Here is a 16,312-nt window from a genome sequence, read left to right as displayed (position 1 = left end):
ACCTGCCTTAACTAGTTGAACTTCAGCCCCGGAGCCAAGGCCTCGGGCAACTCACTGCGGTCGGCCTCCAGGGAGGCCATCGGCCAGGCACAATAGTCCGCAGCGTAGTAAGCGCTGGGCCGATGATTGCCGCTTGCCCCGATACCGCCAAAGGGCGCAGCGCTGCTGGCGCCGGTCAATGGCCGGTTCCAGTTGACGATGCCCGCCCTGGCTTCGTCGAGCAGGCGCTCGTAGAGAGCCCGGTCATCGCTGAGAATGCCAGCAGAGAGGCCATACCGAGTGTCATTGGCAATCGCCAGTGCCTCTTCGAAATCGTCGTAGCGGTACACGGTCAGCAGCGGACCAAAGAATTCCTCATCCACGGTCTCCACACCACTGACGTCGAGAATTCCCGGCGTCAGCAACGCTGTTCCCTCCTGGGCCCGGCGCATGGTCAGCAAAGCCCTCGCGCCCTTATCGAGCAGACTCTGCTGGGCCTCCAGCAGCTTATCCGCGGCGACCAGCGAGATCACCGCCCCCATAAACGGCTGAGGCTCTGCATCGAAATGTCCGGGAGTAATCCGGCCCACCACTTCCACCAGCCGGCCGAGGAAGACATCCCCCTCCTTTCCCTTGGGTACCAACAGACGCCGGGAACAGGTACAGCGCTGGCCTGCCGACAGAAATGCCGACTGCAGGGCATGGTGAACGGCACCATCAACATCGGCCACATCCTGGACAATCAGAGGATTGTTACCACCCATCTCCAGAGCCAGAATTTTTTCTGGCTGACCACCGAACTGCTCATGCAGCAGATGCCCAACCGTTGAACTGCCGGTGAAGAAAAGGCCATCAATGCCGGGGTGACCCGCCAGCGCCATACCGGTCGCTGCGTTCCCCTGGACCAGATTGAGTACGCCGTCCGGAAGTCCCGCTTTCTGCCACAACCGCACCGTGAATTCCGCCACCCCTGGCGTCATTTCGCTGGGTTTGAACACCACCACATTGCCCGCCAGCATCGCAGGCACAATATGCCCATTGGGCAGGTGACCGGGAAAGTTATAGGGACCAAACACCGCCACCACCCCATGGGGACGATGGCGCAGCACCGCGTGACCACCCGCAACGTCATCCTCGCGCTGTCCGGTGCGTTCGTCATAGGCCCGACTGGAGATCGCGATTTTGCCGATCATCGCCGCCACTTCGGTCCGGGATTCCCACAGCGGCTTGCCGGTTTCCAGACCAATCTGATGAGCCAGCTCTTCCTTGTTTTCTTCCAGCAGGCTGCCGAAACGCTCCGTGATCGCCCGCCGTTCATCCACGGGCAACCGTCGCCAGGCCGGGAACGCTGCCCGGGCCGCACGCACCGCAGCATCGACATCGTCAATGCCTGCGCCATTGCCATCCCACACCACCTCTCCGGTTACCGGCTGAATGGATTCCAGCCGTGCGCCATGCCCTTCGGTCCAGAACCCGTCGATGAATAATTGCCCTGTCAGCGACTTGATACTCACGATAACCTCCCAGAAGCGTTTGATTCAGTGTCGGCGCTACCCACCCGCAGCGTGAATGGGCGCAGGCCCCGCATCTTTCAGTGGCGCCAGCCGCACCAGATCTCCGGACTCCACCTCAAGGGCTTCGGCCACGTCGGGCGGCAGGCTGATGGTGTCAGGGCTGATGCAGTAAGCCGGCACCGTGGTAACCCGGAAATCCCGGAACGAGCGATTGGAGACCATCACCCGCTCACCGGCCGGCACCTCCTGGTCCAGAGGCTTGTGACGCAGCAACACGTGCCGGTTCACACTTTCCCGCACGGTACGGATGTTATGAATGAACGCCTCCACCACCGGGCCACCGTCAAATATGTCCACCAGCCCGTTAAAATTGAACCCCTCTTCCCGCAGCATTCTCAACGCTGGCGCGGTGTTCTCGTGCACCCGCCCAATGACCTCGCGGGCCGGCGCCGGTAACAGCGGCAGGTAGATCGGGTACTTTGGCATCAACTCGGCAATAAAGGCTTTCTGTCCGATACCGGTCAGGTAGTCAGCCTGACCGAATTCCATGTCGAAGAAGCGGCTACCGAGCGCATCCCACAGCGGGCTATGCCCCTCGGCGTCCGACACACCCCGCATTTCGGCAAACACCTTGTCGGAGAAGTGGCGGCGAAAGTCATCCAGGTACATGAAACGGCAACGGGACAGCAGCAGTCCATTTCCGCCCTTACGATGGCTGGCTGACAGCAGCAACGAACAGATTTCGGTGGTATCGGTCATGTCATTGGTCAGGTGCAGGGTGGGCGTGCGGACATGCACCCCCAACTCCCGTGATGCATTGACCGTGGTACTGACCCGGTAGTTGTAGAACACCTCGTCCAGCCCGACCCGGGCCTGAATGCCGCTGATCCCCACACAGCGTGTAAGCTCGGTGTCTTCCAGAGCGAACAGGAACAACCCGGCTTCCGGTTCACAGCGCTGGTTGAAGGAATCCTGGGCCTGGGTAATTTTCTGGCGTAAAAGATCCCGGTTGGCCGGCAGGGTGGTCAGCCCCTTTCCGGCCGCCTCGGCCATGGCCATCAGGTCATCCAGATCTCCCGACTGTAACGGACGGATCAACAACATGGGCTTCCTCCGCGGATGACTGGGCAGCGACTCATAACGGCGCCACCATGACGTCTTCCCCGGATTCACATCCGAGGCCATGAAGCACCGACAAGGGCGCCCGGATCACCTCATTCAGGGATTCCGAGATACCGGCGAGGGTGCACCGGAAATCTGCCCCTTGACCGCACGCCAGCAGACATTGCTCACCGTCTTCCGCATCGCTGGCGCGCAGGCTTTTGCGCTGGCAGGTGACCAGAGTTTTCAGATTGCTGGTGCGGACTTCCAGCACCGGACCGCCGTCAAAAATATCGACGTAACTGCCCCCGTGGAAGCCTTCCTGTTGCAACAGCGACACACTGCGCCGGGTTGCCGGGTGTGCCTGTCCCAGCGCTTGCTGGGCGGCCCCGGACAACAGGGTGACGTAGATCGGATTGGGCGGCATCAACTCAGCGATGAAGGTTTTGCTGAGCATGCCGGAATAGCGGTCGGCGGTTTCAAAATCCATGTCGAAGAAGTGACGTCCCAGGCTGTCCCAGAAAGGCACCTCACCGTGCTCGGTCTGAATCCCCTGGATTTCCACGGCCATGTCGTCGGAGAACCAGTCCCGGTGGCTGGCAATAAAAACCAGACGTGCCCGTGACAGCAATTCAAAAGCGTCGCTGTCACACAGCCCCGGTGCAATGACGAAGGCCCCCAGCAGGGTTCGGCCAGTCAGCGCATGGGAGGGATAGAGCACATCAACCCGTCGGGACACCCCCAATTCGTGGGAGGAGTGGATGAGAGCGTCCATCCGGTAGTTGTAAAAAGGCTGGCCATTACCGGCACGGCCATCAATACCTGCCACACCCTGAACCTGCTGGTCTCTGCTGTCGACCAGCACGAACAGAAAGCGCTGACACTGGTCAGGCCCCAGCGCCCCACTGAAGGAATTGGAGGACAGCTCAATACGTGCCTCCAGGCCCTCCCGGGTTTTCGGCACCGTAGACGAAAGCTGGCTGCAGTGCTCCGCAGCCAGCTTCATGATGCCTTCAATGTCTTGCGGTTGTGCAGGTCGAACAAGCCACATCAGCCTGCCTCCTGTTGCCCGTCGCTCAGGCGCAAAGTTTTTTGACAGCCCTCTCGAAACGCTCAAGGGCTTCGTCAATATCCGTTTCAGGGATGATCAGCGATGGCGCCAGACGGACAACGTCGGCTCCCGCCACCAGCACCATCACCCCTTCCTCAAGCCCTGAGTTGAGGAAGTCCTTGGCCCTGCCTTTCCACTGTTCGGTCAGTACCGCACCAAGCAACAACCCGGCACCACGGACTTCGCTGAACACGCCGTAGCGCTCACCGATGCTTTCCATACCCTTGCGCAGGCGCGCTGAGCGGGCAGCCACCCCTTTGAGGATATCCGGCTGGCTGACGGTATCGATGACCTTCATGGCCACCGAGCAAGCCAGCGGGTTGCCACCGTAGGTACTGCCATGAGTGCCGACTCCGAGGCTGGCAGCCACTTTAGCGGTGGTCAGCATCGCGGCAACCGGGAAGCCACCGCCCAGGGATTTTGCACTGGACAGGATGTCCGGAGTCACACCGTACATCTGATAGGCGAACAGGTGGCCGGTCCGGCCAACGCCGGTCTGAACTTCGTCAAAGACCAGCAGGGCGTCGTTTTCGTCGCAGAGCTCACGCAACCCCTGAAGGAATTCCGGTGACGCCGGAAGGACGCCCCCCTCACCCTGAATCGGCTCAACGACGACCGCACAGGTCTTCTCTTTCGAGATCAGCTTTCTCACCGACTCCAGATCGTTGAATTCAGCATGATGGATACCCGCGGGCGCCGGCTCGAACCCTTCGAGATACTTTGGCTGGCCACCCACACTCACGGTGAACAGGGTGCGGCCGTGAAAAGCATTCCGAAACGAAATGATCTCGTGCTTTTCTGGGCCGAAGTGCTCCCAGCTGTAACGACGGGCGAGCTTGAACGCCGCCTCGTTCGCTTCACCGCCCGAGTTGGCAAAGAATACCCGCTCGGCAAAGGTCAGATCGCACAGGGCCTTGGCCAGTCGCAGAGCTGGCTCATTGGTCATCACATTGGACAGATGCCAGATTTTGTGGGCCTGGTCCTCAAGTTCACCCACCAGCCCGGGGTGCGCGTGGCCCAGGGACGTCACCGCGATGCCACCAGCCAGATCCACGAACTCTCGGCCGTCCTGATCCCAAATGCGCGAGCCTTCTCCCTTCACGGGAATAATTGTCCCCGGTGCATAGTTAGGCACCATCACTTCATCAAACAGTTCGCGGCTGACAGGTTCTTTATTCATCGAATCCTCTGAATCTCAGTATTTTTCCGGGACAGCTACAGTACACAGAAGCACCCGACATAGCCCGGATTTCAGTTATCTTCACTCTTTCTATCATAGTCGAGCACGGGCATTCTCACATCGGGAAAACCGGCCTCCGGTAACTCAATAATCCGATGCCGGTCACGATCTTTGCCCAAGAGCGCCTTGACCACCAGTTTGTAGGAATCAAGGTCGAACGTGATGGTCCGATCCGCCAGCGACAGAGCCTCAAGATCTTCCGGCTGGTGTACCGTAGTGATGTGCATCCAGTTAAAGATCACCAGAATATCGGTACGATCACTATTGCGGCTTTCCGCTACATCCTTGCCGGCTGCAATATCGTGATACTCTTCGACGATGCCTATCGCCCCACGCCATGGCCAGGTCCGCAACCGCAAGCCATAGAAGGCGATCTGCATACGAAGGTTGTATCGGGTGACATCTTCCCCACCGGCACAGGCACCCCGACATCGCCCCAGGGCATGTTGAAAACACGGGCCAGGGCCAGGAGTCTCCAGACCAAGTAGTTTGTTACACAAGTCGTTCTTGCCCGCAATGCCCTGTAACGCCCGTTCCGCCTCCCGTTTACTGCGGAACAGACCGTAGTAGTCGCCCAAACGCCGGGGCTCGATTTCCCGCACCAGGCGGGCTTCCAGATACCCCGCAGCATTGGCCTCCAGCTCAACGGTGACCAGTCGTTTAGCGGCGCGGGATCGCCGATTGAACAGCGGGCTCAGGGACTTGATCTGTTTCAGTTCCAGCAACAGGGCGCCGAGCTCTCCAGCGGTTTCCGTCCACTCGACCCGCCGCAGGCTTTCCGATATCCGCACCCCGCGGGCACTGTTGTGATCCCCGGAGAAGTGGGACGCCACCCGTTGGCGAATGTTGGTGCTCTTGCCCACATAGAGCAGCACGTCATTCTCACCGTAGAACCGGTACACCCCCGGTGCCGATGGCAGCCCCTTCAGAACATCATGGGAGAGGTGGGACGGTACGCTCGGCCTTTGCAGTAGCAGGCCGATGGTCTTTGCCATGGTTTCCCGACCGTGCTCGGCGAGCGCCACGGAGAAGAACGCCAGCATGGCACTGACATCCCCCATGGCCCGGTGGCGCTCGACCTCGGCCAGATGGTGGCGGGCAATCAGCGCGTCCATGTTGTGGCGCTGGTATTGGGGATACAGTTTCCGCGATAGTTTGACCGTGCACAGCACCCGGGTCGCAAACGGCTGCTCCAGGCGCCGGAACTCCGACTTGATGAAGCCATAATCGAAACGAGCGTTGTGGGCGACCATCACCTTGCCCTCCAACTGCTGACGCAAGTCGTCGGCAATGTCTGCAAACACCGGCGCATCGGCCACCAGAGCATTGTTGATTCCGGTCAGGCTTTCGATAAACGGGGAAATCCGGGTCTGCGGGTTGACCAGGGTCTGCCAGTCCCCAATGACCTCGCCATTACACCAGAAGCGGATTCCGATCTCGGTGATACGATCGGTCATGGCATTACCGCCGGTGGTTTCAATATCCAGAAACGCAAACGTCGTTGCAGTCAATAGGCAAGATTGATCAGTCATAGCTCATTCTACGCTGACTGCCCCTGTCCAGCCCACTCTCCGCCCCGCTCCGAAAGTACATGAGCCCTGATTAGACATTCGTCTAATTTTTAACCACGACTATTGGCGGTGTTATATAGATGTAACTAGTGTGTTTACGAGCCAACAAAAATAAATTCAGGAGACAACAATAAAATGAAAGACAACAACACTCTCAAACTTGCAGTTCGCGCGACGACGGCGGCCATGGTCATGGGCATCGCAGGACAGGCGAGCGCCATCGAAGTAGGCAGCAACGGGTACACCGCTGACATTTATGGTTACGCCCGCTTCAACGCCAGTTACGACATCGAGGAAGACATCGGCATCTCGACTCGCGCAGGCGCGTTCTCCGCGATCAACACCGGCGCTGCCGAAGACGACGAGGCCAAGGGTTACTTCAGTGCCGACGCCGTGCAAACCCGTCTGGGTGTCAAGGCCACTTCTCCGGAAGGGGTAAAGGTGGTGGTGGAAGGTGACTTCCGCCCTGGCACCCTGCGTCTGCGTCATGGCTACGGCGAATACAATGGCGTACTGCTGGGCCAGACCTGGTCCAACTTCAACAGTTTCGTCGGCAACACCGCCACCCTGGACTTTGACTCTCTCGCCGGCCTGGCAGGCCTGCAGGGACGTATCGCCCAGGCCCGTTACACCACCGGAGCACTCTCGGTTTCGGCGGAAGAGCCTATCACCAACTTCCTGGACGGCGCCGGCGCCACCACCGGTGGCAAGCAGGGCCTGCCAACTCTGACCGCGCGGTTTGAACAGTCCGCAGGTGGCCTGTCGTACTCGGCTGCCGCGCTGGTACAGGAAGTGGGCTACGACACCGGCACCGTGGATGACAGCATCGTTGGCTACGCCGCCTTTGTCGCCGCCAAAATGGGTCTCGGTGACAGCGTGACCCTCCAGGGCACCCTGTCCTACACCGATGGCGCCAACTCTTACCTGTACCGCTCCGGTGAGAACTTCGGCGCTGAAGATGCCTACCTCAACGGCGGCGATCTGGAAAGCATCGCCGGCTATGGCGGTTCGGTGGGCATGGGCTTTGATCTCGGTGGCGGCCGCAAGGCCAACATCGGCTATGGCCTGGTAACGGTGGACTGGGACGATGCCGAAGCTGATGGCGCTGCGGTGGCGAGCAAGAGCGAAACCAACCAGAACCTGATGGCCAACTACATGTGGAGCCCGGTGAAGAACGTGATGATGGGCGTGGAATACGGCTTCTTCAAGCGTGAAAACGTCAACGGTGATGATGGCGATGCCAGCCGCATCCTGTTCGCTGGCCAGTACAACTTCTAAGCCAGCGCCATAAGACAAAAAGCCCCGACCATTCCGGCCGGGGCTTTTTTTGTGCATTAATCGGGCAACTGCACTTTCCCGGGGCAACCTCTCCCCGGCCCTGAGTAACCTTCAACAATCCAAACGCCGTAACTGCCTGTAATTACTGAAAGGTGCATAACACCCCTTCCTGGCATGCTCTATGCTCCTGTATACCGTGTAGGGCTTCTCCTGGTGACGGAACGTTCCGTCGCCGCCCCATACCGCGACCCGATGAGGTGACACCATGAAAAAAGCACAAAACCACAGCCTGCTGTTTGAACTGACCCATCCGTTCGAAGCAGCCGTTATGGATGACCTGCACGACTACTTCGACTGGATGTACTTCGCGAACTGATTATCCCGCCAACCCCGGACTTGCATGAGGGTAAACCAGGACGGTTACGGGCGATTCATTCCCCTGCCCGTAACCGATTGGCCACTCCACGGGTCGCCATCACCGCAATCACTTCCAACAAAGGCATCAGTCCCTTGCTGTGCTGATGGGGCTTCTTACCCTTGCCAATCCGGCCCAGCTGACGGGTGTACCAGCTGACTTCCATCAACGCCATATCATCGATCTTCTGGATGCCGGTGGTGATTGGCTTAACCGCACTGACAACCTGTTCACCCGCCAGGATCCGCACCGAGAGATTTGGCTCTACCGCCAGCGGTCGGGCAATGCCCACCAGATCCGTCGCTCCCGACTGCACGGCCTCGGCCATGCCTTCACTGGTGCGAAATCCACCGGTAACCATCAACGGCACCGAGACCTTCTCCCGTACTTTTTCTGCAAACTCAAGAAAGTACGCCTCTCTTGATACTGTACTTTCCTTGACTCCGGCAGCACCGGCCATCGCCGGGTTCTCGTAGTTGCCACCCGAGATCTCTACCAGGTCGATACCTTCTTTCGCGAGGCGCTCGATAACCGCCAGCGATTCCTCCTCGGTAAATCCACCACGCTGGAAATCAGCAGAGTTCAGCTTGATGCCAACACAGAATGACGGCGACGTCGCCTCACGTATGGCCCGGTAAACTTCCAGCACAAAGCGCATGCGCTTTTCGGCAGTCCCCCCCCAGCTATCGTTACGCTGGTTATGGTGCGGAGACAGGAACTGACTCACCAGGTAACCATGGGCACCATGGATCTGTACCCCCTGAAACCCCGCCTGCTCCGCCAACGCCGCACTGCGGGCAAAGTGGCCGATGGTGTCCCGAATTTCCTGCTCGTTCATGGCTCTGGGCGTTGCAAACATCGCCCGCATGTCCTTGCGGAACGGTACCGCACTGGGGGCCACCGGGGCCTTGTTCAGCATTTTCGGGCTTTGCTTGCCCGGGTGGTTGAGCTGCACCCAGATGTGATTACCGTGACGCTGCCCCGCCTGCGCCCATGCCTTCAGCTCGGTCATGTCGCGCTCATCGTCGAGCACCACGTTTTTGGGCTCACCGATATGGCGACGATCGACCATCACGTTCCCGGTAATCAGCAGACCCGTTCCCCCATCAGCCCATGCGCCATACAGCGTCGCCAGCTCACGGGTTACCCGATTATTAATGGTTCCCATGGTTTCACTCATGGCGGACTTGGCCAGGCGGTTCGGCAAAACCGCGCCATTCGGCAGCGTCAGGGTCTGGCCCAGTGTTCCAGCAGCAGTCATGACAATCTTCCTCGATTCCTGTCAGTTCGATGGACATCAAACTATTAGACATTTCGACAACTGTCAAACTGTATTACACTAAGCCGCATCACCGTGTTATCGAATTGGGACAAAAAATGGCCATAGCCCAACGGGAAGAGCGCCTGAGCAACGCCTTCAAGGCACTATCCAACCCGACCCGTCTGCGCATTTACCAACAGATCAAGGACATGCCCTGCGGGCACATGCCGGACTCCGGCTGCAAACTGGTAGATTTTATTAATCTGCTGAAGGTGGGGGCACCAACGGTGTCTCACCACATCAAGGAGCTGGTCAATGCCGGGCTTATTCGGGTGGAGCGGCAGGGCAAATTCATGACCTGCTATCTGGAAGAGGATATGCGGGAGGAGTTACGGCGGTTTTTGGGATGAACCCGAACACTTCTGCGACGAATCATTCGCAGCCTGCGAGGCCGCGCCGGCGGTTGGCAGGGAAGCTTTCTCCGCTCCCCTGCCAACCGCTCTCCCACCACCGCTCAACCAGGCTGGAAAATTACAGCAGCAACTGCCGAATATCCCCCAACAACTCACAAAGGCGATTGGTAAACCGGGCGCCATCCGCCCCGTTGACCGCCCGGTGGTCGTACGACAGCGACAACGGCAACATCAGACGCGGCTGAAAGGCGGCTCCATCCCACACCGGCTTCATCGATGCCTTGGAGATTCCGAGAATCGCCACTTCCGGGGCATTCACGATCGGCGTAAAGGCCGTGCCACCGATACCACCAAGGCTGGTAATGGTGAAGCAAGCGCCCTGCATCTCGGCTGGCTTGAGTTTCTTATCACGAGCCTTTTCGGCCAGCTCTATCACCTCACGAGCCAACTCCCACAACCCCTTCTGATCAACGTCCCGGATCACTGGTACCACCAGCCCCGCCGGAGTATCCACTGCCACACCAATATGGATATAGCGTTTGCGGATGATTTCCTGCTTGTCCAGGTCCAGGGACACGTTGAACTGGGGCATGTCTGCCAGCGCCCGGGCACAGGCCTTGAGCATGAACGGCAGCGGCGTCATCTTGACACCCCGCTTGTCACCCTCCGCCTTCAGGCTCTTTCGAAAGGCTTCCATCTCGGTGATATCCGCATCATCAAACTGGGTCACGTGAGGCACATTGAGCCAGCTCCGCTGCATATTCTTGGCAGTGGCGATATGAATACGGGACATGGACTGCCGCTCGATCTCACCGAACTGGCTAAAGTCGGGCAGCTTGATACCTGGAATGCCCGCCCCTCCGGAAACACCGTCGCCAGACTGGGACATCTGCAACTGCTGCTTGATGTAAGCCTGCACATCTTCCTTGAGAATGCGCCCCCTGGGCCCGCTGCCCTTCACACGGGTCAGGTCGGCGCCCAACTCCCGTGCCACTTTGCGTACCGCAGGCCCGGCATGAACCCGGGCACCGGCAGCGGCAGCGGCAGCGGCAGGCACGCTACTGTCCTGCGCCGGCGCCGCAGCGCTGACCTGGGCAGTGGGTGCGGGCGCCGGAGATGCTGGCGGCGCTGCCGGGGCAGGCTCTGCCGATGCCGCGACTGGCGCCTCACCCGCTTCGGAGACGGTCATCTCCACCAGGGCGTCGCCTTCGGAAATCCTGTCATCGACGGCCACCAACAGTTTGCCGATCTTGCCAGCAAACGGAGAAGGAATCTCCATGGTCGCCTTGTCAGACTCCACCGTGACCAGAGGATCGTCCACCTGGACCGTATCCCCTTCACTGACGTTAATTTCAATCACCGGCACATCGGCAAAGCCGTCCAGCGGAGGCACTTTGACAACCTCCTCGCGACTGCCTCCAGCGGCGGGTGCTGGGGCTGGCGCCGACGCCTCCGCGGCAGGCTCAGCCACCTCGGGCTCAGGCTCCGAGACCGCATCCGAAGGAGTGGCCTCAGGAGCACCTGCTGCTGCATCCAGACGCCCCACCACATCACCTTCCCGGACCTTGTCGCCGACCTTGACGGTAATGGCCGTGATGGTACCGGCCACCGGCGATGGCAGCTCAACCGTCGCTTTGTCCGATTCCACCGTCAGGATTGGATCCTCTTCACCGACAGAATCCCCGACACTGGCCGTGATTTCGATAATTTCCACCTCATCAGCGCCACCGAGATCGGGAACCTTGATGTCCTGTTCGCTCATATCGATCTCCTTAGCTCTGCACCGGGTTTGATTTGTTGCGATCAATACCGTACTTGCGCATTGCCTCCAGCACGACCTCCCGTTCTACCTCGCCATCGCTGGCCAGGGCCGACAGCGCTGCCACGGCCACATGGTAGCGATCGACCTCAAAGAAGCTCCGCAGTTTTTCGCGGGTGTCACTGCGCCCGAAGCCGTCCGTACCGAGGGTAACGTAGGTTTTCGGCACATAAGCACGCAGCTGTTCAGAGTGCAGTTTGATGTAATCCGTGGACGACACCACCGGGCCCTGGCGCCCTTCAAGGCACTGGGTGATATAAGGCTTCCGCGCGGTATCATCCGGATGGTAGCGGTTCCAGCGTTCGACGTGCTGACCATCCCGAGCCAGTTCGTTGTAGCTGGTGACACTCCAGACATCACTGGCAATGCCATAGTCATCCCGCAGCAACTCAGCCGCCGCACGCACTTCGTTGAGAATCGCACCGGAGCCCATCAGCTGGACCCGGGCATGCTTTTTCTTGCCGCTGATCTCCACCGAATCCAGCAGGTACATACCCTTGATGATGCCGTCCTCAACTCCCTCTGGCATCGCCGGCTGGGCGTAGTTTTCGTTCTCCACCGTGAGGTAATAGAAGACGTTCTGGTTTTGCTCGAACATCTCTTTCATACCATGGTGCACCACCACGGCCATCTCGTAGCCATAGGCCGGGTCGTAAGCCTTACAGTTGGGGATGGTGTTGGCCAGGATATGGCTGTGACCATCCTGATGCTGCAAGCCTTCGCCATTGAGCGTGGTACGCCCGGCTGTACCGCCGATCAGGAAACCACGGGCCTGGATATCGCCCGATGCCCAGGCCAGGTCACCGACCCGTTGGAATCCAAACATCGAATAGAAGATGTAGAACGGTATCAGCGGGAAATCATTGTTGCTGTAAGAGGTCGCGCAAGCCATCCACGCGGCCATGGAGCCGTCCTCGTTGATACCCTCTTCAAGAATCTGGCCCTGTTTGTCCTCACGGTAGTACATGATCTGGTCACGATCCTGGGGCACGTACTTCTGCCCTTCTGACGTGTAGATCCCCAACTGACGGAACATACCTTCCATACCGAACGTACGGGCTTCATCAGGAACAATCGGCACCACCCGCTTGCCCACCCGCTTATCTTTGGTCAGCGCCGTCAGCAACCGTACAAAGGCCATGGTGGTTGAGATCTGGCGTTCACCGGAACCCTCGAGTACGGCCTTGAAGATATCCAGATCGGGAATCTTCAGCGGCTGGCAGTCCTTACGACGCTTGGGATAAAAGCCGCCCAGTTCCTGCCTGCGCTTGCGCATGTAGACCATCTCCGGGCTGTCAGGCGCCGGCCGATAGTAAGGTACATCCTTCAGCTCTTCGTCTTTCAGCGGCACCGCAAAACGGTCGCGGAACGCCTTCAGTGTGTCCAGATCCAGCTTTTTCAAAGAATGGGTGGTGTTCTGGGCTTCGCCTGCGGCACCAAAGCCATACCCCTTGATGGTATGAGCCAGGATCACCGTTGGCCGGCCACCATGGTTGTGGATGGCGTGGTGGTAGGCGGCATAGATCTTGTAGGGGTCATGGCCACCGCGGTTGAGGCGACTGATGTCATCGTCAGACAGCCCTTCAACCAGTTTGGCCAGTTCGGGATAGCGGCCGAAGAAATTCTTGCGGGTATAGGCTGCGCCGTTGCTCTTATAGTTCTGCAGGTCGCCATCACAGGCTTCGTCCATGGCCCGCTGCATGATGCCATTGGAGTCCTTCTCGAACAGTGGATCCCACATCCGTCCCCAGACCACCTTCATGACATTCCAGCCTGCGCCGCGGAACACGCCCTCCAGCTCCTGGATGATCTTGCCATTGCCCCGCACGGGTCCATCAAGGCGCTGCAAGTTGCAGTTGACCACAAAGATCAGGTTGCTGAGCTTCTCACGCCCCGCCAGCGAGATGGAACCCAGGGTTTCCGGCTCATCACACTCACCATCGCCGATGAAACACCAGACCTTGCGGTCACCCATCTCGATCAGTTCACGGCTGTGCAGATACTTCATGACATGGGCCTGATAGATGGCCTGAATCGGCCCCAGCCCCATGGACACCGTCGGGAACTGCCAGTACTCCGGCATCAGCCAGGGGTGAGGGTAGGATGACAGCCCGCTGCCATCGACCTCTTCCCGGTAGCTGTCCAACTGCTCCTCCTCGAAGCGGCCCTCAAGGAAAGATCGGGCATAGATGCCCGGAGCCGAATGCCCCTGGAAGTACACCAGATCGGATTCGCGCTTCTCATCGCCACCGTGGAAAAAGTAGTTGAAGCCCACGTCGTAGAGCGTGGCTGCAGACGAGAACGAAGAAATGTGACCACCCAGCTCGCCGGGGCGCTGGTTGGCACGCATCACCATCGCCATCGCATTCCAGCGGATCAGCGAGCGGATCCGGCGCTCCATGAACAGGTCACCGGGCATGCGGGCTTCCTGGGTCACCGGGATCGTGTTGCGGAAGGGCGTGGTGATGGAATAGGGAAGTTCTGTACCATCCCGGCTAGCGCGTTCAGACAGTCGCTCCAGAATATATTTGGCGCGCTCAACGCCTTCCTGCTCGATCAGAGACTCCAGCGCGTCCAGCCATTCACTGGTTTCTACGGGATCTTCGTCCTGATACATCCAACCCTCCGACTTTGACAATGTAGGGGCGCAGGGCCTTTGGTGCGCTGCGCGGCAGTCGCTCGTCAGCCGACGAACGCCACGATGAAATTGAGACCATGCCAGGTGATGCATGGTGCAGGCCTGCTTACAGCATAGATCAGTCTCCCGGAGTTACCGGGCTGCAAGAGACGAATACACCAACCACACTCGTGTTGTAGTTTTATTACTAATTTACTGCATGGCGGTCATTATATTTCGTAAATTAAGCCCTTCTTTTGGCCTGAACAACGAAATATTTTATGAGAATGACGTTTTTTTACTAAACTCTCAATACCCATCCGACCAATGTCTCAGACCGCGCATGGACCGGCTCCGCCATCTGCCTCCGCTCCTTTACGGCCCTAAACATTTTTCAACGCTGTTTCCTGCGCCCAATCATGGCCTTACGACCACACATACAGCCATTGACAAGCATTCAGGCCGCGCTTCCCTGAAACAATTCCCCGCCAACATTCATTAGACCTGAAAATGCCTGCTGTTTTATGTATACTGCCTGCCCGTTTTTTGACCAGTAGCAGACACACCTCCGTTGCTGGCACTTCCGTTTTTGCTTCAAGACAGAGGGCGATTCATGAACTCCATCGTCACGTTCCCTAACCGCATTCCTGCTGAGGAATTCGAAGAACGACGTTTCCAGGTCTATACGGACCGCCAGCTCGACAAGATCGAAGCCATCCAGCAACTGCCCGAAGAAACCCGCTTTGAAATGCGCGTTGTAGCCAGCGTGTTGCCGTTCCGGGTTAATGAGTATGTGATCAATGAATTGATCCATTGGGACCAGGTGCCGAATGACCCGATCTATCAGCTGGTGTTTCCGCAAAAAGGCATGCTCACGGATGAACACTACGAGCGCATGGCCAAGCTGCACCGGGAAGGCGCCGACAAGGCCGAGATCCAGGCCGCGGCCAAGGAGATCCGCGACGAGCTGAATCCTCACCCGGCTGGGCAGATGGAAATGAACATGCCGACCCTGGACGGCGAAGTGCTCGATGGCATTCAGCACAAGTACCGGGAAACCATGCTGTTCTTCCCGGCCCAGGGCCAGACTTGCCATTCCTACTGCACGTTCTGCTTCCGCTGGGCGCAGTTTGTCGGTGACAAGGACCTGAAAATGTCCAGCACCGATGCCGCCCGCATGCACGGTTACCTGAAGGAGCACACCGAGATCACTGACCTCCTGGTTACCGGTGGCGACCCCATGGTCATGAAGACCAAGAATCTCGTGCAGTACCTGGAACCGCTGCTGGAACCTGAGTTTGATCACGTCCAGACCATCCGCATCGGCACCAAGGCCCTGACCTTCTGGCCCTACCGCTTTGTCACCGACAAGGACGCCGACGAGTTGATCGATCTGTTTGCCCGCCTGGTTGATGCCGGCAAGCACGTGGCCATCATGGCGCACTACAATCACTGGCAGGAAATCAGCACCGACATCGCCGAAGCCGCGATCCGCCGCATTCGCGCCACCGGTGCCGAAATTCGCGCTCAGGGCCCGCTGATCAAGCACGTCAACGACGATGCCGATGCCTGGGCCAGGCTGTGGAAGAAAGAAGTGAAGCTGGGCATCATTCCCTACTACATGTTTGTAGAACGGGACACCGGTGCCAAGAATTACTTCGAGGTGCCACTGGCCGACGCCTATAACATTTACCGCGAAGCCATCAAGCAGGTTTCCGGTCTCGCCCGCACTGCCCGCGGCCCCTCCATGAGCGCGGGCCCCGGCAAGGTCGAGGTTCAGGGTGTCACCGAGATCAACGGCGAGAAGGTCTTCGTGCTGCGCTTCCTGCAGGGCCGCAATCCGGACTGGGTCCAACGTCCGTTCTTCGCAAAGTACAGCGAAACCGCCACTTGGCTGCACCAGCTTGAACCGGCCTTCGGGGAGGAAAAATTCTTCTTTGAGGATGAGTACGAGCAAATGCGCAAGGGCAACGGCTAAGCAAGTACGGCAGCC

11 protein-coding genes are annotated in these 16,312 nt (G+C 58.8%); 3 read left to right on the top strand and 8 right to left on the bottom strand.

The features are described 5' to 3' along the window. Positions 1 to 11: 11 nt before the first annotated feature. The 5 genes from astD to BLV11_RS01510 form a co-directional block, all read right to left on the bottom strand. Positions 12 to 1,487 (bottom strand): succinylglutamate-semialdehyde dehydrogenase, encoded by a 1,476-nt coding sequence (astD, locus tag BLV11_RS01530; RefSeq protein WP_091811366.1) that lies wholly within the window; start codon positions 1,485 to 1,487, stop codon positions 12 to 14. 42 nt (positions 1,488 to 1,529) lie between these two features. Continuing rightward, the gene (astA, locus tag BLV11_RS01525) at positions 1,530 to 2,597 is read right to left on the bottom strand and encodes an arginine N-succinyltransferase (RefSeq protein ID WP_091811173.1); all 1,068 of its coding nucleotides are present in this window, start codon (positions 2,595 to 2,597) and stop codon (positions 1,530 to 1,532) included. A gap of 31 nt (positions 2,598 to 2,628) precedes the next feature. Next, entirely contained in the window at positions 2,629 to 3,645 is a 1,017-nt protein-coding gene (locus BLV11_RS01520) for an arginine N-succinyltransferase (RefSeq protein ID WP_091811172.1), read from the bottom strand. A 25-nt stretch (positions 3,646 to 3,670) separates the two neighbouring features. Next, positions 3,671 to 4,885, bottom strand: coding sequence for an aspartate aminotransferase family protein (locus BLV11_RS01515; RefSeq protein WP_091811171.1), 1,215 nt, complete (start codon positions 4,883 to 4,885; stop codon positions 3,671 to 3,673). 71 nt (positions 4,886 to 4,956) lie between these two features. Next, on the bottom strand, positions 4,957 to 6,477 hold the full coding sequence (locus BLV11_RS01510; protein ID WP_091811170.1) for an exonuclease domain-containing protein: 1,521 nt from the start codon (positions 6,475 to 6,477) through the stop codon (positions 4,957 to 4,959). Between the two features lie 174 nt (positions 6,478 to 6,651). On the opposite strand from BLV11_RS01510, the gene BLV11_RS01505 reads away from it, so the two are divergent. Next, entirely contained in the window at positions 6,652 to 7,794 is a 1,143-nt protein-coding gene (locus BLV11_RS01505) for a DcaP family trimeric outer membrane transporter (protein ID WP_091811169.1), read from the top strand. 431 nt (positions 7,795 to 8,225) lie between these two features. On the opposite strand, the gene BLV11_RS01500 is transcribed toward BLV11_RS01505, so the two are convergent. Continuing rightward, positions 8,226 to 9,470 carry an NADH:flavin oxidoreductase/NADH oxidase family protein gene (locus tag BLV11_RS01500; RefSeq protein WP_091811168.1) on the bottom strand — a complete coding sequence of 415 codons (1,245 nt, stop codon included), beginning with the start codon at positions 9,468 to 9,470 and terminating at the stop codon, positions 8,226 to 8,228. Positions 9,471 to 9,586: 116 nt separating this feature from the next. On the opposite strand from BLV11_RS01500, the gene BLV11_RS01495 reads away from it, so the two are divergent. After that, entirely contained in the window at positions 9,587 to 9,880 is a 294-nt protein-coding gene (locus BLV11_RS01495) for an ArsR/SmtB family transcription factor (RefSeq protein WP_091811167.1), read from the top strand. 121 nt (positions 9,881 to 10,001) lie between these two features. Here BLV11_RS01495 and aceF read toward each other — a convergent pair whose 3' ends face one another. Together aceF and aceE are read right to left on the bottom strand one after the other, a co-directional pair. Beyond that, positions 10,002 to 11,645: a dihydrolipoyllysine-residue acetyltransferase gene (gene aceF, locus BLV11_RS01490; protein ID WP_091811166.1), complete on the bottom strand. Its 1,644-nt coding sequence runs from the start codon at positions 11,643 to 11,645 to the stop codon at positions 10,002 to 10,004. 10 nt (positions 11,646 to 11,655) lie between these two features. Continuing rightward, entirely contained in the window at positions 11,656 to 14,319 is a 2,664-nt protein-coding gene (gene aceE / locus BLV11_RS01485; RefSeq protein WP_091811165.1) for a pyruvate dehydrogenase (acetyl-transferring), homodimeric type, read from the bottom strand. A 613-nt stretch (positions 14,320 to 14,932) separates the two neighbouring features. Here aceE and BLV11_RS01480 point away from each other — a divergent pair. Beyond that, on the top strand, positions 14,933 to 16,297 hold the full coding sequence (locus BLV11_RS01480) for a KamA family radical SAM protein (protein WP_091811164.1): 1,365 nt from the start codon (positions 14,933 to 14,935) through the stop codon (positions 16,295 to 16,297). Positions 16,298 to 16,312 lie beyond the last annotated feature (15 nt).

This window comes from Marinobacter mobilis (genome assembly GCF_900106945.1).
GTDB classification, from domain to species: Bacteria; Pseudomonadota; Gammaproteobacteria; order Pseudomonadales; family Oleiphilaceae; genus Marinobacter; species Marinobacter mobilis.
Note: the sequence above shows the minus strand (reverse complement) of the source record. Positions and strands in the feature narration are given on the sequence as shown.

Excerpts from the sequence above, each read along its gene's own strand:
- BLV11_RS01515 (WP_091811171.1), bottom strand. The coding sequence starts at position 4,885 with ATGAATAAAGAACCTGTCAGCCGCGAACTGTTTGATGAAGTGATGGTG.
- BLV11_RS01520 (WP_091811172.1), bottom strand. The coding sequence starts at position 3,645 with ATGTGGCTTGTTCGACCTGCACAACCGCAAGACATTGAAGGCATCATG.
- BLV11_RS01495 (WP_091811167.1), top strand. The coding sequence starts at position 9,587 with ATGGCCATAGCCCAACGGGAAGAGCGCCTGAGCAACGCCTTCAAGGCA.
- BLV11_RS01480 (WP_091811164.1), top strand. The coding sequence starts at position 14,933 with ATGAACTCCATCGTCACGTTCCCTAACCGCATTCCTGCTGAGGAATTC.
- astA (WP_091811173.1), bottom strand. The coding sequence starts at position 2,597 with ATGTTGTTGATCCGTCCGTTACAGTCGGGAGATCTGGATGACCTGATG.
- BLV11_RS01510 (WP_091811170.1), bottom strand. The coding sequence starts at position 6,477 with ATGACTGATCAATCTTGCCTATTGACTGCAACGACGTTTGCGTTTCTG.
- aceE (WP_091811165.1), bottom strand. The coding sequence starts at position 14,319 with ATGTATCAGGACGAAGATCCCGTAGAAACCAGTGAATGGCTGGACGCG.
- BLV11_RS01505 (WP_091811169.1), top strand. The coding sequence starts at position 6,652 with ATGAAAGACAACAACACTCTCAAACTTGCAGTTCGCGCGACGACGGCG.
- BLV11_RS01500 (WP_091811168.1), bottom strand. The coding sequence starts at position 9,470 with ATGACTGCTGCTGGAACACTGGGCCAGACCCTGACGCTGCCGAATGGC.
- aceF (WP_091811166.1), bottom strand. The coding sequence starts at position 11,645 with ATGAGCGAACAGGACATCAAGGTTCCCGATCTCGGTGGCGCTGATGAG.